The sequence below is a fragment of the Acidipila rosea genome (assembly GCF_004339725.1).
Classification (GTDB): Bacteria; Acidobacteriota; Terriglobia; order Terriglobales; family Acidobacteriaceae; genus Acidipila; species Acidipila rosea.
In genome coordinates this window covers 112,084-136,830 of sequence record NZ_SMGK01000001.1, presented here as the reverse complement: position 1 = coordinate 136,830, position 24,747 = coordinate 112,084, and the positions used below count along the sequence as shown (strand labels likewise).

Genomic DNA, 24,747 nt, shown 5'->3' with positions numbered 1-24,747 from the left:
AGGCGCAATGCGCGGCCACCCTCGGCAAAAAGCGCGAGGCCGCGAACACCGCATTCTGCGCGGCGATCGCAGCACAAATGCGCTCGCCGGAATTCTCTGCGCGAAGAGATGCGCAGCGCCACTCCGTGCGATCGAAGTACCGTTGAACCATCCGCATCGACACTTCTTTCCTCCTGCGCAGGGGTCCAAGTTGACGCACGCGATTCCGCGACGAAAATATGCGCAGCTAAATTGTCATTTTTCTCTTGACACTCTTTTTTCTGGACTCTATACATTCGTTAACTGCAGCAAATATGCTGCAGCCCAAAAGGGAGAATAGACAATGGCAGCTACGAAGAAGGCAGCGAAGAAGCCCGCGAAGAAGGCGCCAGCCAAGAAGGCAGCCAAGAAGTAAATCAGTAACAAGGCAACACGCGAGGGGGACGCGAAAGCGTCCCCCTCGGTGTTTTGTGTGCGAGAGAATCAGGAGATGATGACACGACGCAGATGGATTGCTGATGAGTGGAATGAAACGACTGCCGCGCTGACCGGCGAACAGGCAGCGCACCTCATACGAGTGCTGCGCGCGGAGCCCGGCATGGAGTTCGACATGGTGGCCGGCGGCAGACTCTTTCGCGCGGTACTCACAGAATGCGCGAACGACATCGCGCGTTTCGAACTGCTGCAGGAGATGGAAGCCGACGGCGCGCTGCCCATTACGCTGCTGCTCTCCGTCTTCAAATTTGACCGGATGGAGTGGGCAATCGAAAAAGCGACTGAGCTTGGCGTCGAGCGCATCGTGCCGGTGGTTGCCAGCCGGACGGAAAAGCATCTTGCGCTGGCGTCTGCAAAACGCGTGGAGCGCTGGCGGCGCATCGCGCGCGAAGCAGCCCAGCAGTCGCGCCGTTCGGATGTGCCTGCCATCGAAGATGCCCAGCCGCTGAAGACCGCGCTCAAGCGCGAACAGGCGGGAGCGAAGCTGCTGCTCTCTGAGAGCGAGGAGAGCGTCATGCTCAGCGCCGCGCTGCGGGAAGAATCCACCCGCGAAGGGCGCGCCCTGCAGATGGCCTTTGGCCCGGAGGGTGGATGGACACAGCAGGAGGCATCACTCTTTGAGGCCGAGAGCTGGAAGTCCGTGAGCCTGGGGCCGCGCATTCTGCGCGCGGAGACGGCGGCGATTGCCGCGACAGCCATCGCCGGTGCCTTCTATAACGAGGCAGCCCACTGAATGCCGACTGCGCTCGCACTTTATAGAGATGCGAGCGCAGGCGGCAGGAGTAGCGGAAAGAGTCTTAGTCGCTGAAGGCGTGGAGGCGAGCCGGACGATTATCCGATGCCAGGTCGTGGCCGCAGTAGACGCAGTAGAGGTCGGTGATCGAAACGCTGCGGTAGCAGCGGCCGCAGGCTGCGGAGACCTGGTAAGCGCACTGCGGGCAGAAGTGGTATTCACTCTCTACATGGGTGCCGCAGGCTGGGCAGAGAGAGATCAGCGGCTGCCGGAGCAGGAAGTAAAGCACCGCTCCGATTCCCGTGGGCAGCACCACGCAGATCACCACCCACTGCCAGGTCGTCATGCCGCGCCGCGGCGTGTCCCGGGTGATGTAGCCGATCATCAGCATGTAGAGGGCAGCCAGCAGACTCCAGGAGATGGCGAAGTAAAGCCGCAGGCCTATGGGGTGGTGGTGATTGGGAATGACTTCCCAGAAGAAGTACTGCATGCCGACGAAGGCAAAGACAGCCGCTGCAACTGACCAGCGCGGGATGAGGTGGAGTTCGTCGACAAACGTTGCCGATGATGCGGTATCGCGTACGGGCGACTGATTTGCCATGGTAAAAGTGCCTTACCGTCTGCTGTGCTGATGACGCCACCCGGCGATAAGCGCCGCGAGCACAGTCGAAAAGAATAAAAGTACCAAGCTCATGACCATGCCGTGCATGTCATCGAAGGGCTGCTCGCCGGCGAGCATATCATCCACAGCGCTCCATAGAGCGGGGGTGAGCAGCGCAAAAAAACTGATAAAGGCAAGCAAGGCAAAACCGAGATTGCGGCGGCGGCGCGCGCGGCGCTGGCGCATCTCAAGCGCGGCGTGGTAGACAGCCCGGCGCGTGCGCTGCACGACGGCCAGATCCTGCGAGGCGCTGAGGCCGCTGAGCATCTGCACGAGATCCGCGTTGCTTCTGCTGCTCCGTCCGGAGGCCTGATTCATTTCGCCTCCTGAATGCGAATGACGGAAGAGACACGCGGCTTGAGCGTGGCAAGCCCGCGATAGAGACGAGACTTGACCGTGGAGAGCGGCGCAGAAGTCACCTGCCCGATCTCCTCCAGCGAAAGCTCCTCATGGAAGCGAAGGACCAGAACCTCGCGCTGCAGTGGTTCAAGGGTGAGCAGGGCCTCGGCGACGATAGAGCTGTTTTCACGGCTGGAGAGCGAATCAAACGGGGTAGGTCCCTCGCTGGGAACCTCGAACGGACGCTCGTCTTCGCTTGCCTCGCAGAGTTCATCAAGGCTGGAGGCTGTGCGCTTGCGGCGCAGATCGATGACCAGGTTACGCGCGATGGTGAAAAGCCATGTCTCAAAACGGGCATTGCCGTTGTACTGCGAGCCACGGGTCAGAACCCTCATCCATGTCTCTTGAAAGAGATCTTCCGCCACTTCGCGACTGCCGGTGAGGTAGAGCAGATAGCGGAGCAGACGATGCTGATACTGAACGATCAACTGATCGAGCAGCTCGGCATCGTGGCGCTTGAGCCCCTGCGCTATCAGCGCGTTCTCATAGAGTGCATCTCTCTGAAGGTTAAGCGTTCCAGCTGCAGCCATATCAGTTTGTGAGACGGCGGCGTCGCGGGCAAAGACTCTCTGCTGCGCGAATTTTTTCACCTTACCGGGAAAAGACATAGGCCGACGCTCGATTCTGCGGGGAATCCGGCGACAAACGGGCCCTGCCGGCGGTCTCTATCATGATACAGCCCGGCATTCCCGGAGGGTAGACTGGACTGATGGACATTCTCTACGGACTTCACCCCGTGGAAGAGGCCCTGCGTGCCGGGAGCCGCAGCTTCGACCACGTCTGTGTCGCGCGAGAGCGCAGCGACCGCCGGCTGCAGCAGGTTATCGACCTGTGCCGGGACCAGGGCGTACGGGTGCGCATGGAGCCGCGCGACCACCTCACCAGGCTGGCCAAGACGACCGCCCACCAGGGGGTCGTCGCCGTCGCCCGGGCGCTGCCCACCCTCACCATTGAAGACCTGCTCGACTCCCCGAAAGATCGCCCCCGGCTGGTGCTCGCGCTGGATGGCGTCGAAGATCCGCAGAACCTCGGCGCGCTGCTGCGCACCGCCGACGGCGCGGGCGTCGATGGAGTAGTTCTGACCGAGCGCCGTGCGGCCCCGCTGAGCGCCGTCGCTCTCAAGACTTCTGCCGGGGCGGCCGAGCACCTGCGGATTGCGCGGGTCGTGAACCTGACTCGCGCCCTGGAACAGCTCAAGGAGCGCAACCTCTGGTGCGTCGGTCTCGATGAGCGCGGCTCCATGGACTACGACGCCTTCGACTACACCGGCAACTGCGTGGTGGTGCTGGGCCGCGAGGGCGAGGGGCTGCACGAGGTGACGCGGCGAGCCTGCGATCACCTGCTGCGAATCCCGATGAGCGGAATGGTTTCTTCCCTGAACGTAGCGGCAGCCGGCGCGGTGGTCCTCTATGAGGCTGCGCGTCAGAGGCGCGTTCGCCGGCAGACACCTCCTGCGCCGCCATCCGTCAAAGTAAAGAAGGGTCTTGGTTCATGAAGTTGTGGATGTATACCGCTGCAGGCGTGCTCTGCCTTGTGGCTCTCGATGGATCATTGCAGGCTCAGCAGAAGACCCAGCCCCAGGTTCTGTTTTCGCGCTCGGACACCCAGGCACAGACGCAGGAGACATCTGCCAAAAAGATACCGCCCATCCAGATCACGGATGAGGAGCGCGGCGCGATCACTTTTACCGCCTACGATCTCAATATTCATCTCACCCCGCGCCAATCCTCGATTGCCGTGAATGCACGGGTGACGGTCCGCAATGACTCGACCCAGCCACTCTCGCATCTGCCGCTGCAGCTCTCCTCCACGTTGCACTTCGACCAGATTTCGATGAACGGCAAGGCTCTTCCATTCACGCAGCAGACGCTTCGCAGCGATACGGACCATACCGGCGAACTGCAAGAGGCCGCGATAGCGCTGGCCGCTCCCCTTGCGCCCGGCCAGGAGCTGACCATCACCGTCGGCTACAGCGGCATGATTGAGCAGACCGCCAAGCGGCTGGTGAAGATCGGCACGCCGGATGACATGGCGAACAATGCCGACTGGGACCGCATCTCCGAGGGCTTCACCGGTCTGCGAGGCTTCGGCGATGTAGTGTGGTACCCGGTCTCTTCCAAGCCAGTGCTGCTGGGGAAGGGCGCAGACCTCTTCACCGAGATTGGCAGGCAGAAGCAGCGCCAGACGAATGCCACGGTAAAAATGCGCGTGACCGAGGAGTTCTTTGACGAGGCTCCCAACGTAGCCGTACTTGACGGTCACCCCATTGCCCTTGGCGCTCCTCAGACAGCGCCTACTGCATCCTTTCCGGGCGTGCTTACATTTTCCCTGCCGCAGACGGAGCTGGGCTTTACTCCGCTCTCGCTGTTCGTCGCGCATCGCGTCAAGCACGAGGGCAAAGGCATCGCCGTATATGCCCGCACGGAAGACGATGGAGATGCGCAGGGATATTTGACCGCGCAAACGATGGTCGCCCCGCTGCTCACGACCTGGCTGGGCGCGAAAGCGCGCGGGCCGCTGACAGTTCTGGATCTGCCGGAGAGCGGCGACGCACCCTTTGAGACGGGGGTCCTGCTCGCAACCGGGCTCACTCCTGCTGCGCCGGAGAAGTTGGCCTCGGCAACCATTCATGGGCTGGCGCATGCAGCCTTCTCTTCGCCGCGGGAGTGGCTGAATGAAGGCGTGCCGATCTTCATGAGCACGTTGTGGATCGAGCAGGGACAAGGGCGAACGGCAGCGCTGGAGCGTCTGGAAGCGGAACGCACATCGCTGGCTGTGGCTGAACCTGCCAGCCCGGGAGCAGCCGATGGCGAAGATCTGCTTCACGCCTCGGACGCCATTTATTACGGGACAAAAGCAGCCTATGTGCTGTGGATGCTGCGCGACCTGGCGGGAGACAAGGCACTCGCGGCGGCGCTCCACAACTACGATCCGGCGCAAGATACGCGGCCCGAGTACTTCGAGGAGCTGGTGGAAGCAGCGAGCACGAAATACAAGCAGGCCACCGGGCAGGATCTCAAGTGGTTCTTCAACGACTGGGTTTACCACGATCGCGGACTGCCGGATATTTCCATAGGCAGCGTTTACCCCAGCAACTCTTCGCAGGTGAACACTTTCCTGGTAGCCATCGATCTCACGAACGATGGCTACGCAGCGGCGAGCGTGCCGGTGACCGTGCGCTCGCAGAGTGCATCGCAGACCGAGCGCGTCCGCATTCCTGCCCGTTCGAAGATCACGTATCGGATGCTGATCCAGGGCGAACCGACCGAGGTGCAGGTGAACGATGGCGTGGTGCCGGAGGTGGAGGCCACCATCCATCGGAAATCCATCACCATGACGAACCTGCCGGCCCGATGATCGTCTGCCATTCTCAGGCGAGGCGGGCGCTCGTTACGCTCTCACCTGAGGCCTGACCGCTGGATAGCGATCCTTGAGGCGCAGGAACGCTCGCTCGAAGGTGTAAAAGGACAGGCTGGCTGCGGCCAGCGTACCCACCAGCGCCACGAAGAAAAGAATCAGCAGGTGCGCATTGCCTCCGGCCTCGGGCGCAATCCTGAAGGCGAGCGCGATATAAATCGGCCGCAGCAGCAGGTGATAGACATAGAAGCCATAACTGATTTTTCCAAACCAGCGAAGCGGCTTCCACTGGAACACGGCCGTTAAAGCCCCGGGCCGGAGGCAAGTCGCAATCAGCGATGCGTAGAGCAGGCTGAAGAAGGTGACCTCCACCATTCCCATGCTGCTGGGGTTCTGCTGCAATGGATCTCTGCAGTAGAGGACCGCTCCAGCCACAGCGCCCAGCGATACGACAATCACCCAGGGAGCAAACCTCGCAATCGCGGCTCGCACCCTCGGGCCGAGTCCTGCGGCGAGCACCAGGGCAGCGCCCGCCGCCATGTCGCCCGCGCGCCCGGGCAGAGTTTCGATGCCCCACTGCGGCTGCAGAGGAAGGATAACGACAAGAATCCTGAAGGCGAGCGAAGCCAGCCAGACAGCAATGCACAGGCGGACCGCTGCCGCTCGACTCTTCCGCACAAAAAGAAGGAGGAATGGCCAGAGGAGATAAAACTGCTCCTCGACAGCCAGGCTCCACGTATGCCCCAGGCCAAACGGGCTGGGTATCTGCGTCGCCCAATGATGAAGCGGCGGGATGTTCTGGAGATAGAAGACATAGGTCCAATTGATGACCTCGACCGGCCACAAGTGAACCGCATTGCGATGAAAAAACAGGGCGCCCGTAAAGGAGATCGCCAGCGCGAAATAGTAGAGGGGAAAGATGCGGAGCGAACGCCGCATGTAGAAGTTTCTCCACCAGCCGATGGCGCGCATCGAGTCCCATAGGATTCCCGTAATCAGAAATCCCGAGAGGACGAAAAAGAGCGAGACACCCGACCATCCGAGACGGATCGTATATCCGATCAGCCGGACCGGTAGCAGCTGCGCATGTGCGCCGCCCCCATAGTGGAGGAGAAAGACCATGATCGCGGCGAATCCGCGAATGCCGTCGAGCGCAGGAATATGGGCGCGCGATGGCTGCAGCTGACTGGATTGCTGAGGGGGCACAGCCCTATCGTATCAGCGCGATTCCCACCCAAAGCTCTGCCTGCTCACGCGCAGAATCTACTGTGCCGACTTGTCCGAACGGCTGAAAACGACATAGTTGCGACCGAAGTAGAGGCGGTAGCTTCCCGTCTTCGCATCGGCAATCACCTGAAAGGGAGATGGGCGACGCAGCACGGCATCATGCGTTGCAGGAACGGAGAAGAGATCATGCGCGCCGATGTCCATCACGCCGAATTTGCCATTGACGAAGCCCACCCCGTAAGCGCCGGGGCCAAGCTTGTGTCCCTCGATATCGACCGTGACTTCGCTGATGAAGTATGCCTGATATTTCTGCTGGATGCCGCTCGAATAACCGGAGCTGTCGACGATAGCGCTGAGGACATACATGCCATCCGGATAATGAACGCCACCGGAGTTGCGCGCCTCAACCGGCGCAGACTGACCGCGGAAAAAAACGGCGTCGGGCAGCAGCTTCGCCGCCGCAGCAGCAGGGACGATCTGTTGAGCGCGCAACGGAAGGATGCCAAGGAACAGGAGCAGGGCAAGCAGAGAAAGTCTTCGCATAAGCCTCGTAGAAGGAACGCCCTGAGTATACCCCCCGCGGGCGGTCCAGCCTCGCTCCTCGCGAGGCTGGTTCCGCAGGGCTGTTATACGTCGAGATGATTTGCCGCCGCGACCCGCGAATACCACAGTCCCGAGTCCTTGACGGTGCGCTTCTGATCTCGGAAATCGACATAGGTCAGGCCGAAGCGCTGGCTGTAGCCCTCCGCCCACTCGAAGTTATCGAGCAGGCTCCACGCATGATAGCCGCGCACATTCGCGCCGTCCTTGATGGCCCGGGCAAGCTCGGCGAGGTGGCCGCGATAGAAGTTCGTGCGGCGCACATCGGGAACGTGGCCGCCCGCCCCCGCAAAGGGGGTGTCGTCATAGGCGCAGCCGTTCTCGGTAATCTCGATGATGGGGTTCGAGTATTCGTGGCTGATCTGGGTAACGATGTCGTAGAGTCCACGCGGCCAGACCTCCCAGCCATTGTCGGTGATAGGCCCCACCGCCGGCATCACCGCATTGAAGTGCATGTATGGATCGCCGCCCTGGCCTGCGTCAGAGATGAAGTGACGGTTGTAGTAATTGATGCCGATCCAGTCGAGCTTGGCCTGCATCAGCTTGTCGTCTCCCGGCCTGAAGCCCATGACGTCATAAGGAGTTTCCCCGACAAAGGCGTCAGGATACTTGCCGTGCATCGCGGTGTAGAGGAAGTAGACGTTATTGACGGCGTGGAAGCGCTCGACCGCCTTGCGATCGGCCTCGCTGCTGGTGGCCGGCACACCAGGCGACATGCTGAACGCGCTGCCGATCTGAGCCTTCGGCGAGATGGCCTTCATGGCGCGGAAGGTCTCACCCTGGGCGATATTGACCGTGTGGGCAGCCTTGAGGAAGAGCTTGATGTCGGACTTTGCCGGCGCATGAACGCCCACGCCGTACCCCAGATACGTGAAGACCCATGGCTCATTGAAGATGGCCCAGGTATCGATCCGGTCGCCCAGGGCCTTGGTGACAATCCCCGCATAGTCGGTAAAGAGTGCCGCCGTGTCGCGATTCGGCCAGCCGCCCTTGTCTTCAATGGCCTGAGGCAGATCCCAGTGGTAGATGGTGCACATCGGGCGAATGCCCGCTTCGAGCATCGCATCGGTAACCCGGCTGTAGTGGTCGAGCCCCTTCTGATTCACCGCGCCCGATCCCGTGGGCTGGATGCGCGGCCATGAGATCGAAAAGCGGCAGCTCTTCTGGTTGAGCTGCTTCATGAGGGCAATGTCCTGCTTGTAGAGGTGGTACTGGTCACAGGCAACGTCGCCCGTGTCGCCCCCCTTGACCTTGCCGACCGTGTGGGAGAAGCGATCCCAGATCGACTCGCCTTTGCCATCGACGTTCCATGCGCCTTCTACCTGATAGGACGCCGTGGCGGTGCCCCAGTAGAAATGTTCAGGAAAGCGCGCGTTGCGAATCGCAGCTTCGCTGACGGCGCCGTTCTCTGCGGAAAGGCCCTGCGCGAAAGCAAACTGGCGAGCAAACAGACTCGCACCACCAACGGCAAGCGAGTTAAGAAGAAAGCGGCGACGATCGATCAAGTGATCTACTCCTCAGGAATTCTGAGGAATGCTAGCACCGCGACTTAACAAAAGTAAAACTGTTTATTACTCGTTACTCAGCCTGAGGACCGGAGTTCTTTGCGGCCTGGCGGGCGGCTGCATCCCTGAGCGCCGTCTCCTCCAGGGAGGCGGCCTGCGGCATGTACTCGAGAGCCTTGTTGATCATCGGATCCCAATTCGCCCGCACTCTCATTCCCTGCTGCTCGCCAAAGGCGGAGGTGAAGAGTTCAGCCTTGATGTTGGCCTTGACCCAGTCGAGAACACCCGCAATGTCCTGGTCGGTGTAGGCCACCTGCTGGGCCGTCAGGAACTGCTTGAAGTCGGCAAGCACCTTATCGTCCACCTGAAAATCCTTGGTGATCGAGTGATTGACCAGATAGTGCTTGGAGAAGTTGAAGAAGACATAGTGCGCCGCCAGCACGTCCTGGAAATGGTTGGACTTGGGCGGATCGATCTTCACGTCGGGAGTGATGCCGCCGCCGCCGTAGACCGTGCGTCCGGAGTCGGTCTGCTTGACCTCGCGGTTCTTCAGGTCCTGCGGCTGATCGTGATTGTAGTAGTAGTCGTACAGCGAAACGCCGTTGTAGTTGCGCTGGATAAGCCGTCCGCTGGGCGTGTAGTAGTGATAAGTGGTGAGCGCGAGGCCAGTGTCATCCGATAAGGGATAGACCGACTGCACCAGGCCCTTGCCGAAGGTCGTCTCACCGACGATCAGCGCGCGGTCATGATCCTGCAGCGCTCCGCTCACGATCTCTGCTGCCGAGGCCGTGGAGTGGCTCACCAGCACAACGATGGGGAAGTCCTGCCGTCCATCGCCATGGGTCGCGCGATAGACCTGCTCGGGGAAGGCGCGTCCGCGTTGCGAAACGATCACCTGGCCGCGGCGCAGAAACTTGTCGCAGACAGCGACGGCCTCGACAAGCACTCCGCCGGGGTTGCCGCGCAGGTCGATGAGCAGTCCCTTGAGATTGCCGAAGGCATTCACTGCGTCGGAGACTTCGCGGCCTGTCGTCTCCTGGAACTGGGTGATGTGGATATAGCCGATGCCCGGCCGGATCTCATAGCTCAGATCGACACTGGGGTGGGGAATCTCATCCCGCACCAGGTCGAAGGTGAGCGGCGCAGCCGAGCCCTCGCGGGCGACGGAGAGACTGACGTGGGTTCCCTTGGGTCCCTTGAGCAGGTTCGCCACCTGCTCGGAGTTCATGTTGTCAGTGGACTTGCCATCGACCGAGATAATAATGTCGCCGGGGTGGATGCCGGCCTTATAGGACGGCGTACCCTCATAGGGGAAAACAACGACGATCTTTTGCGTTCCCGCGATGAACTGGGGCTGGATGGTCATTCCCACGCCGTAGTATTTCCCGTGCTGGTCCTCGCGCATCTTCGCGTAGGCCTTCGGGTCATAGAAGCTGGAGTGCGGATCGAGCGTGTGCAGCATGCCCGGAATCGCGCCATCGTAGATGGTCTTGTCCGGCATATCGGCGTTGAGAGGCTCGGCGTAGTTCTCCGCAACCAGGTTGTAGACACTGGTGAACGATTTGAGACTGTCGCGGAACTGGGACTCATCGCCGGCAGACTGGGCGCCTACCCTCTGGCTGACAACCATGCCTGCCAGGCCGCAGGCGGTAAAGAAAAGGACGAGCGAGAAGGCGGTGCGGCGCGCGCGGGGTGACATGGTAAGAGGCTGGTTCCTTCTGGACGCGCCCGTGGTGCGGGGCGCTTCCTGTGCGAAGTATAGCATTCAGCGCCCTCCTGAAGGCCGCCATTGGCGTTCGCGGGTACGGATGATTAGAATGAACGGAAAGCACTCCGCCGAGCCTGACTGTTTCCTGCGAAGAGATGCAAACGGCCTCCGCGCTGCTTTTGAGACGTTCAACAGATGACCCTTCGACCCATGCAGTCCCTGCAGTTCAGCGCCGTGCTCGCCGCCAGCATGGTAATCGTTGCCCTTCCCTCGTGGGGGCAGTCCGCGCGCAATGCTTCCGTCACTGACCGCAGCACGCAACAGCAGTCTCCCTATCAAGGCACGGTGGTTGAAGATATCGTTGCGCGCGTGAACGACCAGGTCATCAGCAAGTCCGACTTTGATCGCGCGGAGCAGAACCTCGAAGCCGAGGCTCGCCAGCAGGGATGGAGCCAGCAGGAGCTGTATCAGCAGAAGGCTGACCTGCTGCGCAATCTCATCGATCAGCAACTGCTCATCTCCAAGGGCAAGCAGCTCGACATTACCGGCGAGAACGAACTGGTGCGCCGTCTCGATGAGATCCGCAAGCAGAACCATCTCGATTCGCTCGAAGACCTGCAGAAGGCCGCCGAGGCGCAGGGCGTCTCCTATGAAGATTTCAAGGCGAATATCCGCAACAGCATCATCACGTCGCAGGTGATCCGCGACGAAGTAGGGCGGCACATTTCGATCACCCCCTCTGAGGTGCAGCAGTACTACGACCAGCACAAGTCCGACTTCGACAAGCCTGAACAGGTGCGGCTGAGTGAGATCCTGATTCCTACCGCCAACCCGGACGACGCCCAGCAGGTCGCGGCGGCCAAGACCAAGGCTGAGGACATTGAGAGCAAGCTGAAGAGCGGCGCGGACTTTGCCGCGCTGGCCAAGAGCTCCTCCGGCGGCCCCACGGCGGCCCAGGGCGGCGATCTCGGTGACTTCAAGCGTGGACAGCTCGCCAAAGTGCTCGAAGACCGGACCTTTGACAAGCAGGCTGGCCAGTATACGGAGCCGATTCGCACCAAGCAGGGTTTTGTGATTCTCAAGGTGGTGGACCATACGCCCGGCGGCGTAACGCCGATCAACAAGGTTGAGCCCCAGGTGGAAGACGCCGTGGGCATGGAGAAGATGCAGCCCGCGCTGCGCGCATATCTCACCAGGCTGCGCGAAGAGGCGTACATCGACATCAAGCCCGGCTTCACCGATGCCGGTGCGAGCCCCAATGAGTTGAAGCCTGTCTACAGCGCCTATACGCCTCCCGGCCCGAAGAAGAAAAAGCATGTAACGCGCGCCCGCTACCGCACCAAGACCCGTAAGGCCGATAAGGCCAGGACGGCCAAGGCTGTGCCCTCCAATGTTCCCAGCCTCGATCAGGTTCCGCAGGGCAACACTACGGTTGCATCTTCAGCGGCGCCGGCCAGGGCCAAGTCGCAGAAGGTCGCCGACAATGCTCCGGTCCAAAAGCCCGGCAAGAAGGAAAAGATTCGCTTTGGCCAGGCGCCCCGCAGAACTCTGCCCCAGGGCGATACGAAATCAGAGGATGCAGGCGCGGTCGCTCCCACCAGCAACACGACTCCCGGAGCAGGACAGGCAGAATCACAGGTTGCGCAGAGCAACGTAGCTCCCGATATCCGGGCCGACGGACAGGAAGAGCAGCAGACCCAAAAGAAGACGAAGAAGCGCTTCGCCGACCAGGCCAAGGTCAAGAAGGACAAGAAGCATGCGGCCCGGCAGGATGACCCCTATGCTCCTCCTCCGGAGAGCAGCGATGAACTGGCCTCGCGGAAAGTGCAGTCGGCGCCACTCGGCCTGAGTGGCGATACCGCAACCAAGAAGAAGGTCAAGAAGGCTAACACCGGCGAGAAGACCCGCTTCGCTGACCAGGGACGCAAGGACAAGGAGTCCAAGCAGCAGAACACCGCCCCCGCAGCGACCCCGCCCGCTTCTCAAACCCAGGACCAGAGCGCAACCCCTGCGGAGCCGGCGCCAAACAAGCCTCAGTAAAATCTCATCATGGCCCGGATGACCTCCGGGCCATTTTCTTTTCCTATGAAAGATCTCTACATTACCGACCTCACCCGTTTTGAGAATCAGCAGGTGACAGGATTTTTTGTCGCCAGCGCCAAGCAGTTTCGAGCTAAAAAAGACTCCAGCCGCTACCTCGCCGTCAACCTTGCGGACCGCACCGGGCAGATCGAGTGCCGCATGTGGGACGCCTCCGAGGTGGGCGACTTCAACAACGGCGACGTGATCAAGGTAAAGGGACTGGTCTGCCGCTACCAGGAGAAGCTGCAGATCAACCTCGACAAGATTCGCCTGGCTGCTCCCGGTGAATACGACCTTGCCGACTTTGTGCCGCACACCGTCCGCAGCATTGACGAGATGTGGGCGGAGTTGAACGGCTTCGTGGACAGCTTCAGCAACGTACACCTCAAGGCGCTGCTGCGGGCCTTCCTCGACGATCAGGAGATCGCCGGAGCGCTGCGCCATGCGCCCGCCGCCAAGGCGCTGCACCACGCCTGGATCGGCGGCCTGCTGGAGCATATCGTTTCCCTGCTGGGGCTATGCGAGCTGACGGCGAAGCACTACCCGGAGATTGACCGCGACCTGCTGATGACGGCTGCCGTACTGCACGACATCGGCAAGCTGCGCGAGCTGAGCTGGGGCACCAGCTTCGACTACACGCTGGAGGGCCAGCTGGTCGGGCACATTTCCATCGGCGTGGCGATGGTAGAGAGCAAGATCGCACAACTGGACAGCTTTCCCCAGGACCTCCGCATCCTGGTGCTGCACCTGATCCTCAGCCATCATGGCAAGTATGAATTCGGCTCGCCCAAGCTGCCCATGATTCCCGAGGCCGTGCTCTTCAACTACCTGGACGATCTCGACGCGAAGATGCAGACCATGCGAAGCGAGTTTGCCCGCGCCGAAGCAGCCGGCAAGGCTCCTGATCAGATGACGGATTGGGTGCGGGCGATGGAACGCCCGCTCCTCAACACGAACGGCCTGCTGAAGCGCTAGCGGGCCGCAATCTTTCGCAGATCGGGCAGCACATCGCCCAGCGCAACCGCTTCGGCTCCGCGGCTGCCGAGCGCAAAGTAGAGCTTGCGATAGTGCGCGAAGAGCTGGTTGTAGATGGCGTGCGCCTCGGCCTCCGGCTCATAGGTGGTGTAGTCGAGACACAACCTGGACTGCGCCTCCTCCACCGTCTTGAATGCCCCGGCAGCCAGCAGCGCGAAGATGCCTGAACCCAGGCTCGTCGGAATTCCCGCGGGCACCAGCACCGGCTTTCCCAGCACATTGGCATAGACCTGGTTGAGCACCTTGTTGTTCTGCGGAATGCCCCCGGCATTGATCACCCGCTCCACAGGAACGCTGTGCTCGGCCATGCGTTCGAGGATGATGCGCGTGTGGAAGGCTGTGCCTTCGATGGCCGCAAAGAGCTCGTCCTGCGCGGTGTGAATCAGGTTCCAGCCCAGCGTAACGCCTCCCAGTTCCGAGTTGACCAGCACGGTGCGATCGCCGTTGTCCCAGCTGAGGCGCAGCAGGCCGGTCTGCCCGGCGCGATAGCTTTCAAGCCCCTTCGACAACTCTTTCACGTTGGTTCCGGCGCGGCGGGCAATGGCCTCGAAGATGTCTCCGGTGGCCGAGAGCCCCGCCTCGACACCGGTGAACTGTGGATGGACGCTGCCCGGAACCACGCCGCAGACGCCGGGTACCAGCGTCGTCTTCTGCTCCATGGCAATGATGCAGGTCGAGGTGCCGACCACGTTGACGACGTCGCCCTCGCGGCAGCCTGCGCCGATTGCATCCCAGTGCGCGTCAAAGGCCCCTACCGGGATGGGAATACCCGCGCGAAGGCCCATCTTCTCCGCCCACTCCGGCGCAAGATGACCGGCCAGATGATCGGAGGTCAGATATTCGCCGTCAAATCGGGCGCGGATGCCCTCAAAGACGGGATCGAGCTTTGAGAAAAACTCCTGCGGCGGCAGACCGCCCCACTTCGGATTCCAGAGCCACTTGTGCCCCATCGCGCAGACGCTGCGCTTGACCAGCTTCGCGTCCTTGATGCCGGCGAGCGTGGCCGCCACCATATCGCAGTGTTCAAAGGCGGTGGCGAACCTGTCGCGCTTGTCCGGGTTATGGCGGAGCCAGTGGAGCAGCTTGGCGAAGCCCCACTCGTGCGAGTAGACGCCGCCGCACCACTCGATTGCCTCCAGCTTTTCGCGATGCGCCAGTTCGGTAATCTCGCGAGCCTCTTCCTTGGCACGATGGTCGCACCAGAGGTAGTAGTCATCGAGCGGCGTCAGATCGGCCGCCACCGGAATGACGCTCGAACCAGTGGTATCGAGAGCGATCGCAGCCACGTCTTCGCCCGCGACTCCCGCATCCGCGAGCACCTTGCGCGTCGCCTTGATGAGCGCGTCCATCTGGTCATAGTGCGACTGGGTGGCATAGTTGGGATCTTCGCGCTTGCGATGAAGCGGATATTCAGCCACGGCCGTGCCGAGGCGGCCGCGCTCGCTGTCGAGCAGGGTTACGCGAACGCTGAGAGTGCCGAAATCTACGCCTGCGACGATGGCCATCAATCTACTCCTGTGAATCGTGCGGTCAAAGGGAAGCCCCACGCCTCAAGCGAGACGTGGGGTACTCGAGGAGCGTTTCCCTCGTTTACTGGTGGTGGTGCATCTCCCATCCGAGGTAGCGTGTCGCTGCCTCGTAGACGGGGCTTGCCACCTGGGAGAAGTTGGCGGCGACGTGGTGCTCGAAGCCCTTCTCGCAGATGTAGCGCAGCAGCTTCTGCAGATGAGGAATCTTCACCACGCCCGCGCCGCCAAAGGTTTCCAGCGGATCGTTGGTGAACTCACCCTCGCCGATGTAGCCGCGAATCTTCCCGCTGTAGTCGTCCGTCGAGAAGCGCACGTAGCTCATGGCGCCGGCCTTCACGCGACCCACGCAGGTTCCGAAGGTGTTCTCCTTGCCGACCGTTCCGGCAATGATGGCCTGGAAGTCCATGACCACATCGGCGAAGAAGTGCTTCGGCAGGTTGGAGCAGTGAAAGCAGACAGCCTTGTCGGGATCTTCACCGTAGTTGTTGTTCCAGTCGAGCAGCGCGCTCGGCGTCTCTGAGGCGAGCGCCAGCGCATACATGCTCAGCGTGCCGCAGACGTCGGTTTCGCAGGCGCTCGAAAAGAGGTTCTCGCTCATCATGCTCATGACCGTGCAGGGGACCACGCCGAAGTACTCTTCCATCGAGGTCCAGCACTGGATGGCGCTGACCTTGCAATGGGTCTGCTGCATCCAGCCGTCGATGACCGCGCCGAGCTTCGACATTTTCATCAGCGCCTGGGCGGGAATGCCCTTGGTCGCAACGTAGGCGTTGATGGCCGCAAGCTTTGCCTGCACCGCGTCGTCATTGTCGCTGAGCTTGGCGATGCGGCCCATGATCTCAGAGAGATCGAGCGTCTCGACCGAGATGCCGTTGCGTTCGAGCAGCTTTTCACTGTAGCGAACCGTGTTGAAAGCCGCAGGGCGGGCGCCGATGGCGCCAATGCGCAGATTGCGAAGTCCGTCCACCACGCGGCAGACTGCGGAGAACCATTCGAGGTCCTTGGCGAAGGCGGCCGAGTTCGGAGCAACGGTGTGCAGCCCGGTGATGGAGTAGGGGATGCCGTACTGCATCAGGTTATTGCAGGCCGACATCTTGCCGCAGAAGCTGTCGCGGCGGTCGGAGATCTTCATGTCGTCGCGGCGGTCAGGCGTGGCCTGCACCAGCACCGGAACCTTGAGCGTTGAGTAGCGGATAGCGTCCGCAATGCCGCGTTCGTCGCCGAAATTGGGCAGCGTGACAATAATGCCGTCGATCTCATCGCGATGCTTGCGGAAGAGTTCGCCGCAGCGAATGGCCTCGTCGTGAGTCTCTACTGCGCCGTACTTTGACTCTTCCGGTGTAAGCGCAATGACCTTGATTCCGGCGTTTGTAAGGACGCCGAGCATCTCTTCGCGGCCCTCTTTCGCCAGGTGGTCAGGAAAGAATCCGCGATTGCCAACGATCATTCCAAATGTAAGCTGCTTTTTCATAATTTCAGTTTTCCTTTCCCGCTTTCGGGACCAGTCTTTACAAAATCAGTGCTTGCGCGGCCAGAACCGCACGGTGTAAGCGAGGCCCGCAAGCCCCATGGCTGCTCCCCACCAGATAGGAGCATGGAGCGAATAGAGGACGGGCCGATGCAGGGGCGGATGAGCCAGTTCCCATAACCCCTCGGACGTAATGACGACACCATAGGCGAGAAAGAGAACGCCCGCGAAAAACCAGATCGACATTGTCTCGCGCATGTGATGACCTCGTTTTACCAGAAGATAATGTTGAGCCCGATGAAGAGCACGGCAATGATGCTCGCCCACACGATCGGCCGCTGATACCAGTGCTCGTCATGCTCATCGGGCAGCGGCACAACTCCGTAAACCAGCCCTGCGAGTTCGGAGACTGGCCGCGGCTTGGTCATATAAGAAACCACCACAGTTACAATGACGCAAACCAGCCACGACCAGAGAGCACGATAGAGATTTTCTGCCATGTCCTTGGCATCCGGCGAGAGGGCGACATAGCGCAGCGCGGCGGGGTTCAGATGCACCCACAGCCACAGGCCGATAGCCGTGCAGGTGCCGGCCAGCAGCCCCCAGAAACCAGCCTCCTTCGTCGCACGCTTCCACAGCATGCCCAGAATGACCGTTCCAAACAGCGGCGCGATGAAAAAGCTGAAGAGCTGCTGCACGTAGTCCATGATGCTGGCCGCGTGCTGCACCAGGTAGGCCGTGCCCACTGAGATGAGGACGCCGATGAAGGTCGACCAGCGGCCCATCGAGACATAGTGACGATCGGTCGCTTTCTTGTTGATGAACGCGCCGTAGAGGTCGTAGGTCCAGACCGTTGAGAAGGCGCTGACATTGCCCGCCATGCCTGACATGAATCCGGCGATCAGCGCCGTGACGCCGAGGCCCAGCAGGCCCGGTCCGCAGTAGCGAACCAGCATCAGCGGCAGCACTTCGTTGTAGCTGTGCTGGCCGGTGGCAACCGCCGTCGTCTCTCCCACCAGGTGGAAAGGCAGCACCGAGAGCGCGACCAGGCCTGGCAGGATCACGATGAAGGGAACCAGCATCTTGAAGCCCGCGCCGATGATCGGAGCCATGCGCGCCGAGCGCAGATTGTCCGCCGAGAGCACGCGCTGCACGACCAGGAAATCCGTCGTCCAGTAGCCGAAGGCGATCACGAAACCGAGGCCGAAGACAATGCCGGTCCAGTGGACCCCCATGGGGTTCGAGTTGAAGTGGCCGAGCGTGCTCCACATATGCACGTATTCGGCAGAACCGAGACGGTGCAGGATCTGGCCGCGGAGGTTGGTCCAGCCGCCGACCTCGACCAGCCCGAGAATGGGCACCAGCAGGGCTCCCAGCCAGATCAGCAGGAACTGCAGCACTTCATTGAAGATGGCCGACTTGAGCCCCCCCAGCGCGACATAGATGGCGACCGTGATCGACGAAACCCAGATGGAGAAGTTCAGGTTCCAGCCGAGAACAACCTTCATCACCAGCGCCATCGAGTACATATTGATGCCGCTCATCAGCACCGTCATGAAGGCGAAACTGACCGCCGAGAGCGCCCTGGCTCCATCGCCGAAGCGCAGATGCAGATAGCCCGGAACCGAGTGGGTCTTTGAGATGTAATAGAACGGCATCATGACGATGCCGAGAAACAGCATCGCCGGAATGGCGCCGATCCAGTACCAGTGCGCGGCAAGAATGCCGTACTGGTAGGCCGAGCCCGCCCAGCCCATCAGTTCAAGTGAGCCGAGATTGGCCGAGACAAAGCTCAGGCCCGCAATCCACGCGGTCATCTCGCGGCCCGCCATGAAGAATTCCTCGCTGGTGTTCGAGGAGCCTCGCAGGTAGAAGCCAATGAAGATGACCATCGCGAAGTAGATCGCAATGACAAGAATGTCGACGCCGGTCAGCTTCGCGAGCTGCGCTTTGACCGGGCCTGCGAAGAGGGCGAGAGCGGCTGGGTTGGCGAATTGGATGGGCATCAGGGTTGGTCTGCCTTTTTACTTGTGCGGTTCGCTGCTTTGGCCATAGGTAGCTTTGGCCCCGTGCTTGCGGAAATAGTGGCGGTCGAGCAGGCATTGCGAGACGCCTGCTCCTTCCGCGTTGAGGGTTGCGGTCACAAAGGCCATCTTCGCGACTGATTCCAGCACCACCGCGTGATAGGCGGCATCAGCCGCCGTCCTGCCCCAGGTGAAGGGTGCGTGACCGGCCACGAGAACCGCCGGAATCGCCAGCGGGTCAAGCCCCTCGAAGCGCCGAAGGATGGCATGGCCGGTGTTGAGCACGTAGTCGCCGTTGATCTCCTCGGCCGTCAGCTCTTCCGTCACCGGAACAGGGCCGTAGAAATAGTCCGCATGAGTCGTGCCATAGGCGGGAATGCTGCGTCCGGCCTGCGCCCAGGCAGTTGCGTACTCGGAATGCGTGTGCACAACGCCCCCGATGGACGGAAATTCGCGGTAGAGCAGCAGGTGCGTGTGCAGATCGGAGGAGGGGCGAAGACTGCCTTCCACCTGCGTGCCCTGCAGATCGGTCACAACCATGTGCTCCGGCTTCATCTGCTCATAGGGCACGCCGCTGGGCTTGATGACGACCAGTCCCTGCTCGCGGTCAATGCCGCTGGCGTTGCCGAAGGTGTACAGCACGAGGCCGCGGCGAACCAGTTCAAGATTCGCTTCGAGGACGTCAACTTTCAGTTTTTCGAGCATATCAAGGCCTTACCTGCCACTTACGCGGGGTGGCAAAGAAAAAGTATCTCACTAAATTGGTTTACTGGCACTTTTATCGGCAAACGTTTACTAGCCTTCTGACCTTATGCAATTTACACTTGCCAAGTCAAGCGCAATTCGAACGATACGATGGCTACGAAGAAACGCACCAGGCAACAGAAACCCGAAAACAAGCGGCTGGACATTCGCGATGTCGCGCGCCACGCCAAAGTATCCATTGCAACCGTCTCGCGCACCATCAACCGCGTCCCCTCCGTGGACAAGGATCTGGCCAAGCGGGTCTGGAAATCCATCGCCGAGCTGAACTACTTCCCTAACACCCAGGCCCGGGCGCTGGTCTCCGGGCGCAGCCGCATTCTGGGTCTGCTCATCTCCGAGATCACCAACCCCTTCTTTCCCGAGCTGATCCAGGGGTTTGAGAGCATCGCCGTCGAGAATAACTACGAGATCCTGATCGGCTCGACCAACTACGACGTCCCCAGCATGGAGAGCTGCATCCGCCGCCTGCTGGAGCGCAACGTCGAGGGAGTCGCGGTCATGACCTTCGGTATTGAAGGTCCACTGCTGAATGAGCTGGCTTCGCGGAATATTCCAATGGTGTTTGTCGATGAGGCTCCCCCCAGCCCTCGCGTGAGCACGCTGCTGGTCGACTATCGCCAGGGCATCCGCGAAGGCGTGCAGCATCTGGCCGCGCTGGGACACAGGAAGATCGCCTTCATCACCGGCCCGCTGCAGCAACGGTCATGCCAGCTGCGGCGCGACGCCTTTCTGCATTCTCTTGAGGAGATCGGCCTCAAGCTGCCGAAAGAGTGGCTCCCCGCTGGCGACCACACCCTTGAGGGCGGCATGCGGGCCATGGAGGAAATACTCCGGCTCAAGGAGTTGCCGACCGCCGTGATGTGCTCAAACGACATGACCGCGATTGGCGTTCTGCGCGTGCTGGCGCGCGCCGGGCTGCGCGTGCCGGAAGATATCTCCGTGATCGGATTCGACGACATCCACCTGGCGGAGTTTGTCAATCCGCCGCTGACCACGGTACGCATGTCGCGCGCAGATCTGGCGAGGGCAGCGTTTGAGGCGCTGCGGATACACGTGGAAGGGACAGAAAAGACGGCGAAGCAGATATGGCCAATTCCCACCCGGCTCACGGTGCGCCAGTCGACCGGCTTCCCGCCGGGGACCATGCCGAAGCTCGCCAGCCGGACTAAAGCTTGAAGAGCTCGCGCAGGCGGCGCGTCTGCGCCCGGCTGACCGGGATCTCGGTCTGTTTCTTGTCGTCCATGCGCAACTGATAGCTGGACTTGAACCACGGCACTACTTCCTTGATGTGGTTGATATTCACCACGTAGGAGCGGTGCGCGCGCCAGAAGACGGCAGGCTCCAGCAGGTCGAGCAACTCCTCCAGCGTGCGGCACTTGGAGTGGCCTTCGATGGTGGGGGTCACGACTGAGATGATGCCTTCGTCGATTGAGGCGAAGCAGATGTCCTTCTGATCGACGAGCAGCAGGCGGCCATGCGCCTGGAGAACGATCTTGCCGCTGTGGGACCGCTGGGGCTGCTGCTGCTGCTCGATAAGGCGCAGCAGTTCTCCGATGCGGGTATCGCCGCTGAAGGGAGCAGGCTCGATCTCCTGCAGGCGGATGCGCGCGCGGTCGAGCGCCTGCAGAACGCGGGTTCGCTCAAATGGCTTCAACAGATAGTCGATGGCGTTCACGTCAAAGGCGCGCACCGCATACTGGTCATACGCAGTTGCGAAGATAATCTGCGGCAGCGGCTCCTTGTGGTCCCGATCGAGCAGCTTCTTGAGAACAGCGAAACCGTCCAGCCCGGGCATCTGCACATCCAGGAAGACCACATCCGGCTTGTGGGTACGAATCAGATCGACGGCCTCGATCCCATTCGTCCCCTGCGCGAGCACGTCCACGCCGCCCTCTGAGTCGAGAAGATACTTCAACTCCTCGCGGGCCAGCTCTTCATCGTCAATGATCAGTGCGGTGATTGCCATTCGTTCTGCCAGATCTAAGTATAGGGCTTAGCTGGAGAGGTCAGCAGGGCGAGCTTTGAATGCGCGGGCCGGAGATGGAAGCGACAAATATCGCTTCCATCTCCCCGCCGCTTAGCTGAATATTTCCTTGACCTTGGCAAAGAGGCTGCGCGAGGTTGGGGTGTTCTCCACCGAGAGGCTTTCGCCCAGCTGGCGGAAGAGCTCCTTCTGCACCTTCGAGAGCCGGGTGGGGGTCTGGACCGCCGCCTGGACGATCATGTCGCCGCGCCCGTGGCTGTTGAGATACGGCACACCCTTGCCGCGGAGCCGAAACTCCTTGCCGCTCTGCGTGCCCTCCGGAATCTTCAGGCGCGTCTCGCCCTCAAGCGTGGGAATCGTGATCTCATCGCCCAGTGCCGCCTGGGAAATCGAGATGGGAACGACGCAGTGAAGGTCGTTGCCGTCCCGCTCGAAGAACTCGTGCGGCTTGACCGTGAGCACGATGTAGAGGTCGCCGGAAGGGCCGCCGAAACGGCCTGCATCGCCCTCACTCTGGTAGCGGATGCGCGTGCCTTCCTCAACCCCTGCAGGAATGCTGACCGCGATCGTGTGCTCCCGCTCCTGGCGTCCGTCGCCACGGCAGGTGGTGCACGGGTCGGAGATCACGCTGCCGGTGCCGCCGCAGGCATTGCAGGCGCGGGCCACGGAGAAGAAGCCCTGCTGGTAGCGGACCTGTCCCCTGCCCTGACACTGGGGGCACGTCGCGGGGCCACGGCCGTTTGAGGTGCCGGTGCCGCGGCAGTCGACGCAGGCCTCCATGCGGCGCACGTTAACCTCGATCTCCTTGCCGAAGACCGCATCGGCGAACTCGATCGTCTGGTCGTAGCGCACGTCGCGGCCACGCTGTGCGCGCGAGCCGCGGCGGCCTGCTCCGCCGCCCATGTTGAACATCTCGCCGAAGAAATCGCCGAAGATGTCGCCAAGGTCCTGCATGTTCGAGAACGGGCTGCCGTCCCCGCCGTTGGCCGCGCCGACTCCGGCGTGACCGTAGCGGTCATAGGCGGCGCGCTTCTGCGGGTCGCTGAGAACCTGGTACGCCTCACTGCACTGTTTGAACCGCTCCTCGGCTTCGGCATCGCCGGGGTTGCGGTCGGGATGGAACTTGAGCGCGAGCTTGCGATAAGCGGTCTTCAGCTCCGTGTCGGAGGCTTCGCGGGTAACTTCGAGCACTTCATAATAGTCGGTTTTGCTCACGTTGGCTGTTCTGCTCATGCTTCCTTTTGCTGCGGGTTGCTGGCGACGCGGACAAGCGCCGGGCGCAACATGCGCTCCTTGATGCGGTAGCCGCGACGCACCTCTTCAAACACCTGGTGATCGGGCAGATCCGGCCGCTCGCTCATCTCCAGCGCCTCATGTACGCGCGGATCGAAGGTCACGCCAACCGTCTCAATCGGCTGCACATTCAGAGACCGCAGGGCTTCCTCCATCTGCTTGACGATCAGCTCCACGCCCGTGCGCAGCTGCTCCGCTGAGCCGGTGGACTTGAGCGCCAGCTGGAAATTATCGAGGACCGGCAGAAACTGCTCAATCGCTCCGGCCACGGCGTAATCCCGGAACTCCGAGCGCTCCCGCGATTCACGCTTGCGGGCATTGTCAAACTCGGCCTGCAGGCGCGCCAGCCGGTCAAAGAGGCTGTCCCGCTCCGCCTTGATCCGCTCGTAGTCTTCCTGCGGAATAGATGAGCGAGAGCCGGCAATGGGTTCAGAGGTCGCCGCTGCGCCCTCGACCCCAGTGGTGATGGAGTCGGCAGGGTCAGAAACAGGGTCAGTACCCTGAGCGACTTCCACGTTTGCTTCGGTAGGTGGGTTATCTTCCAAGGTTTTATTGCTCATAAAAATCCGTTTGAAACCTTTCATGATTTATCCGGCACGTGCTTGCGTCCGGCGCAAGTGCGCTGCTATTGCGGCGTCTGGAGGATGCGATCCGAGAGGAGCGCGACGTAGGCGACTGCGTTCATCGTCTCCTGATACTGGATGCGCGTAGGGCCGAGCACGGCAACGGTACCGAAATTTTGTCCGCCGAGGCGGGTGGATGCGCCGATCAGCACCAGATCCCCCATCGCCGGAATTGTGTCTTCCAGTCCAACCACCACACGCACATTCTGCTGGCGCGAATCGACATAGGCATTCAGCAGCTCGATGATGCGCTGCTTCGCCTCAAGCGCTGTAAGCATCTGGCGCAGGCGCTCGCGGTCGAGTTCGGTGGAAAGCAAATTGGCGAAGCCCTCGATAAAGATCGTCTGGCCCGGCGCATCGCTGGCCAGCGCGCCCTTGCGGCAAAGCTCATGCAGGGACAGCATCATGCGGTCGCATTCACTGCGTTCCTGCTCGATGCGGCGGCCAAGCTCGGCGCGAATCCGCTCAACTGACCAGTTGTAGAAGTTCTCGTTGAGAAAGCGCGCAGCCGTCTCGAGTTCAACCGGCGAGAGGTCCTTATCGAGCACCAGCACGCGGTCGAGAACGACCCCGGCCCGCGTGACCAGCACCGCCAGAACGCGTCCGACGCTGAGGCGCGAGAAATGAATATGTTCGAGCAGGTGGGTCTCGGCGATGGAAGCAAAGGCCACCCCGACGCCGCTTGAGATCGACGCCAGCACGTGCGAGGTCCGTTCCAGAAACTGCTGGCTGCTGCTGACGCCGGCAAAGCTCTCTTCAATCTGTTCGCGCCGCTCGGCGCTGAGCTGGCTCAGGCGGGCGGGCGCGCTTAACTGCTCTACATAAAAGCGAAAAGCCAGCGGAGTAGGAATGCGTCCCGCCGAGGTATGCGGCTGATCGAGCAGTCCCGCATCGGCAAGCGATGCCATGATGTTACGGATCGTAGCCGGCCCCATGCCCTCTTTATTGCCCAGGGCCTTCGCGATGGCCTGGGAAGCCACGGGCTCGCCGGTGGCGATGTAATTCTCGAGGATAGTGGTCAGCACCAGTCTTTCGCGGGCGCTGATACGCAGATCGGCTACCATGGGTTTCCCTGCAAGTGCCTGCACCTTGCTCCGACAGCTTCAATTGTGCAGAGCCTTCCTCTTTAATTCTAGGGACGGGATGAGGGTGGGTCAAGAAAGGATGTTCCTCCGCCCGGACCAGTCAAATGTCGCGGCAGGCGCATCGTAGCCTGCATCGTAGCTTGATATGAGCAACACTCTCGCGACTCGCCCTTATGACGCCAGGATAGGCAGGCA

At 61.3% G+C, this 24,747-nt stretch carries 22 protein-coding genes; 6 read left to right on the top strand and 16 right to left on the bottom strand.

The window, feature by feature from the left end; translation table 11 throughout:
- Window positions 1-469: 469 nt before the first annotated feature.
- Entirely contained in the window at window positions 470-1,207 is a 738-nt protein-coding gene (locus C7378_RS00635; protein WP_341539109.1) for an RsmE family RNA methyltransferase, read from the top strand.
- Between the two features lie 64 nt (window positions 1,208-1,271).
- Here the strand turns inward: C7378_RS00635 and C7378_RS00630 are convergent, their stop codons facing one another.
- The 3 genes from C7378_RS00630 to C7378_RS00620 are packed head-to-tail and all read right to left on the bottom strand — an operon-like array spanning window position 1,272 to window position 2,797.
- A complete protein-coding gene (locus C7378_RS00630; protein WP_131990695.1) occupies window positions 1,272-1,808 on the bottom strand; it encodes a zinc ribbon domain-containing protein in 537 nt (178 codons plus the stop codon).
- A 12-nt stretch (window positions 1,809-1,820) separates the two neighbouring features.
- Window positions 1,821-2,186, bottom strand: coding sequence for a hypothetical protein (locus C7378_RS00625; RefSeq protein ID WP_131990693.1), 366 nt, complete (start codon window positions 2,184-2,186; stop codon window positions 1,821-1,823).
- Window positions 2,183-2,797, bottom strand: a complete 615-nt coding sequence (locus tag C7378_RS00620; protein ID WP_243648077.1) for an RNA polymerase sigma factor — start codon at window positions 2,795-2,797, stop codon at window positions 2,183-2,185. The genes C7378_RS00625 and C7378_RS00620 overlap by 4 nt, the downstream gene beginning before the upstream one ends.
- Before the next feature lie 179 nt (window positions 2,798-2,976).
- Between C7378_RS00620 and rlmB the strand changes: the two genes are divergently transcribed.
- Window positions 2,977-3,762 carry a 23S rRNA (guanosine(2251)-2'-O)-methyltransferase RlmB gene (gene rlmB / locus C7378_RS00615; protein WP_131990689.1) on the top strand — a complete coding sequence of 262 codons (786 nt, stop codon included), beginning with the start codon at window positions 2,977-2,979 and terminating at the stop codon, window positions 3,760-3,762.
- Window positions 3,759-5,624: a M1 aminopeptidase family protein gene (locus C7378_RS00610; RefSeq protein WP_131990687.1), complete on the top strand. Its 1,866-nt coding sequence runs from the start codon at window positions 3,759-3,761 to the stop codon at window positions 5,622-5,624. Before rlmB ends, C7378_RS00610 begins: the two co-directional genes overlap by 4 nt.
- A gap of 33 nt (window positions 5,625-5,657) precedes the next feature.
- Here the strand turns inward: C7378_RS00610 and C7378_RS00605 are convergent, their stop codons facing one another.
- The 4 genes from C7378_RS00605 to C7378_RS00590 form a co-directional block, all read right to left on the bottom strand.
- The gene (locus tag C7378_RS00605) at window positions 5,658-6,830 is read right to left on the bottom strand and encodes an acyltransferase family protein (protein WP_131990685.1); all 1,173 of its coding nucleotides are present in this window, start codon (window positions 6,828-6,830) and stop codon (window positions 5,658-5,660) included.
- Window positions 6,831-6,887: 57 nt separating this feature from the next.
- Window positions 6,888-7,394: a hypothetical protein gene (locus tag C7378_RS00600; RefSeq protein ID WP_131990683.1), complete on the bottom strand. Its 507-nt coding sequence runs from the start codon at window positions 7,392-7,394 to the stop codon at window positions 6,888-6,890.
- A gap of 83 nt (window positions 7,395-7,477) precedes the next feature.
- Window positions 7,478-8,956, bottom strand: a complete 1,479-nt coding sequence (locus C7378_RS00595; protein ID WP_243647964.1) for a GH1 family beta-glucosidase — start codon at window positions 8,954-8,956, stop codon at window positions 7,478-7,480.
- A 73-nt stretch (window positions 8,957-9,029) separates the two neighbouring features.
- Window positions 9,030-10,655: a S41 family peptidase gene (locus C7378_RS00590; RefSeq protein ID WP_131990681.1), complete on the bottom strand. Its 1,626-nt coding sequence runs from the start codon at window positions 10,653-10,655 to the stop codon at window positions 9,030-9,032.
- Window positions 10,656-10,859: 204 nt separating this feature from the next.
- Here C7378_RS00590 and C7378_RS00585 point away from each other — a divergent pair, with 204 nt between their 5' ends.
- Both C7378_RS00585 and C7378_RS00580 read left to right on the top strand, forming a co-directional pair.
- On the top strand, window positions 10,860-12,704 hold the full coding sequence (locus tag C7378_RS00585; RefSeq protein WP_131990679.1) for a peptidylprolyl isomerase: 1,845 nt from the start codon (window positions 10,860-10,862) through the stop codon (window positions 12,702-12,704).
- Window positions 12,705-12,713: 9 nt separating this feature from the next.
- Window positions 12,714-13,721 carry a 3'-5' exoribonuclease YhaM family protein gene (locus tag C7378_RS00580; RefSeq protein WP_243647963.1) on the top strand — a complete coding sequence of 336 codons (1,008 nt, stop codon included), beginning with the start codon at window positions 12,714-12,716 and terminating at the stop codon, window positions 13,719-13,721.
- On the opposite strand, the gene C7378_RS00575 is transcribed toward C7378_RS00580, so the two are convergent.
- The 5 genes from C7378_RS00575 to C7378_RS00555 form a co-directional block, all read right to left on the bottom strand.
- Window positions 13,718-15,286, bottom strand: a complete 1,569-nt coding sequence (locus C7378_RS00575) for a ribulokinase (RefSeq protein WP_131990677.1) — start codon at window positions 15,284-15,286, stop codon at window positions 13,718-13,720. The genes C7378_RS00580 and C7378_RS00575 overlap by 4 nt on opposite strands.
- An 85-nt stretch (window positions 15,287-15,371) precedes the next feature.
- On the bottom strand, window positions 15,372-16,781 hold the full coding sequence (locus tag C7378_RS00570) for an L-fucose/L-arabinose isomerase family protein (RefSeq protein WP_131990675.1): 1,410 nt from the start codon (window positions 16,779-16,781) through the stop codon (window positions 15,372-15,374).
- 45 nt (window positions 16,782-16,826) lie between these two features.
- Window positions 16,827-17,036, bottom strand: coding sequence for a hypothetical protein (locus C7378_RS00565; protein ID WP_131990673.1), 210 nt, complete (start codon window positions 17,034-17,036; stop codon window positions 16,827-16,829).
- 14 nt (window positions 17,037-17,050) lie between these two features.
- Window positions 17,051-18,784 (bottom strand): sodium:solute symporter family protein, encoded by a 1,734-nt coding sequence (locus tag C7378_RS00560; protein ID WP_131990671.1) that lies wholly within the window; start codon window positions 18,782-18,784, stop codon window positions 17,051-17,053.
- Window positions 18,785-18,802: 18 nt separating this feature from the next.
- Complete coding sequence (locus C7378_RS00555; RefSeq protein ID WP_131990669.1) at window positions 18,803-19,507, bottom strand: L-ribulose-5-phosphate 4-epimerase; 705 nt, start codon at window positions 19,505-19,507, stop codon at window positions 18,803-18,805.
- A 150-nt stretch (window positions 19,508-19,657) separates the two neighbouring features.
- On the opposite strand from C7378_RS00555, the gene C7378_RS00550 reads away from it, so the two are divergent.
- Window positions 19,658-20,743, top strand: a complete 1,086-nt coding sequence (locus tag C7378_RS00550; protein ID WP_131990667.1) for a LacI family DNA-binding transcriptional regulator — start codon at window positions 19,658-19,660, stop codon at window positions 20,741-20,743.
- Here the strand turns inward: C7378_RS00550 and C7378_RS00545 are convergent.
- The 4 genes from C7378_RS00545 to hrcA all read right to left on the bottom strand — a co-directional run bounded on the left by C7378_RS00545 (window position 20,733) and on the right by hrcA (window position 24,531).
- Window positions 20,733-21,533: a LytR/AlgR family response regulator transcription factor gene (locus tag C7378_RS00545; protein WP_131990665.1), complete on the bottom strand. Its 801-nt coding sequence runs from the start codon at window positions 21,531-21,533 to the stop codon at window positions 20,733-20,735. The genes C7378_RS00550 and C7378_RS00545 overlap by 11 nt on opposite strands.
- Window positions 21,534-21,644: 111 nt before the next feature.
- Window positions 21,645-22,784 carry a molecular chaperone DnaJ gene (gene dnaJ, locus C7378_RS00540; RefSeq protein WP_131990663.1) on the bottom strand — a complete coding sequence of 380 codons (1,140 nt, stop codon included), beginning with the start codon at window positions 22,782-22,784 and terminating at the stop codon, window positions 21,645-21,647.
- Window positions 22,781-23,404 carry a nucleotide exchange factor GrpE gene (locus tag C7378_RS00535; protein WP_131990661.1) on the bottom strand — a complete coding sequence of 208 codons (624 nt, stop codon included), beginning with the start codon at window positions 23,402-23,404 and terminating at the stop codon, window positions 22,781-22,783. The genes dnaJ and C7378_RS00535 overlap by 4 nt, the downstream gene beginning before the upstream one ends.
- A 65-nt stretch (window positions 23,405-23,469) precedes the next feature.
- Window positions 23,470-24,531, bottom strand: coding sequence for a heat-inducible transcriptional repressor HrcA (hrcA, locus tag C7378_RS00530; RefSeq protein WP_131990659.1), 1,062 nt, complete (start codon window positions 24,529-24,531; stop codon window positions 23,470-23,472).
- Window positions 24,532-24,747: the final 216 nt, after the last annotated feature.

Excerpts from the sequence above, each read along its gene's own strand:
- C7378_RS00635 (WP_341539109.1), top strand. The coding sequence starts at position 470 with ATGATGACACGACGCAGATGGATTGCTGATGAGTGGAATGAAACGACT.
- C7378_RS00630 (WP_131990695.1), bottom strand. The coding sequence starts at position 1,808 with ATGGCAAATCAGTCGCCCGTACGCGATACCGCATCATCGGCAACGTTT.
- C7378_RS00625 (WP_131990693.1), bottom strand. The coding sequence starts at position 2,186 with ATGAATCAGGCCTCCGGACGGAGCAGCAGAAGCAACGCGGATCTCGTG.
- C7378_RS00620 (WP_243648077.1), bottom strand. The coding sequence starts at position 2,797 with ATGGCTGCAGCTGGAACGCTTAACCTTCAGAGAGATGCACTCTATGAG.
- rlmB (WP_131990689.1), top strand. The coding sequence starts at position 2,977 with ATGGACATTCTCTACGGACTTCACCCCGTGGAAGAGGCCCTGCGTGCC.
- C7378_RS00610 (WP_131990687.1), top strand. The coding sequence starts at position 3,759 with ATGAAGTTGTGGATGTATACCGCTGCAGGCGTGCTCTGCCTTGTGGCT.
- C7378_RS00600 (WP_131990683.1), bottom strand. The coding sequence starts at position 7,394 with ATGCGAAGACTTTCTCTGCTTGCCCTGCTCCTGTTCCTTGGCATCCTT.
- C7378_RS00590 (WP_131990681.1), bottom strand. The coding sequence starts at position 10,655 with ATGTCACCCCGCGCGCGCCGCACCGCCTTCTCGCTCGTCCTTTTCTTT.
- C7378_RS00585 (WP_131990679.1), top strand. The coding sequence starts at position 10,860 with ATGACCCTTCGACCCATGCAGTCCCTGCAGTTCAGCGCCGTGCTCGCC.
- C7378_RS00580 (WP_243647963.1), top strand. The coding sequence starts at position 12,714 with ATGGCCCGGATGACCTCCGGGCCATTTTCTTTTCCTATGAAAGATCTC.
- C7378_RS00575 (WP_131990677.1), bottom strand. The coding sequence starts at position 15,286 with ATGGCCATCGTCGCAGGCGTAGATTTCGGCACTCTCAGCGTTCGCGTA.
- C7378_RS00570 (WP_131990675.1), bottom strand. The coding sequence starts at position 16,781 with ATGAAAAAGCAGCTTACATTTGGAATGATCGTTGGCAATCGCGGATTC.
- C7378_RS00565 (WP_131990673.1), bottom strand. The coding sequence starts at position 17,036 with ATGCGCGAGACAATGTCGATCTGGTTTTTCGCGGGCGTTCTCTTTCTC.
- C7378_RS00560 (WP_131990671.1), bottom strand. The coding sequence starts at position 18,784 with ATGCCCATCCAATTCGCCAACCCAGCCGCTCTCGCCCTCTTCGCAGGC.
- C7378_RS00555 (WP_131990669.1), bottom strand. The coding sequence starts at position 19,507 with ATGCTCGAAAAACTGAAAGTTGACGTCCTCGAAGCGAATCTTGAACTG.
- C7378_RS00550 (WP_131990667.1), top strand. The coding sequence starts at position 19,658 with ATGGCTACGAAGAAACGCACCAGGCAACAGAAACCCGAAAACAAGCGG.
- C7378_RS00545 (WP_131990665.1), bottom strand. The coding sequence starts at position 21,533 with ATGGCAATCACCGCACTGATCATTGACGATGAAGAGCTGGCCCGCGAG.
- dnaJ (WP_131990663.1), bottom strand. The coding sequence starts at position 22,784 with ATGAGCAGAACAGCCAACGTGAGCAAAACCGACTATTATGAAGTGCTC.
- C7378_RS00535 (WP_131990661.1), bottom strand. The coding sequence starts at position 23,404 with ATGAGCAATAAAACCTTGGAAGATAACCCACCTACCGAAGCAAACGTG.
- hrcA (WP_131990659.1), bottom strand. The coding sequence starts at position 24,531 with ATGGTAGCCGATCTGCGTATCAGCGCCCGCGAAAGACTGGTGCTGACC.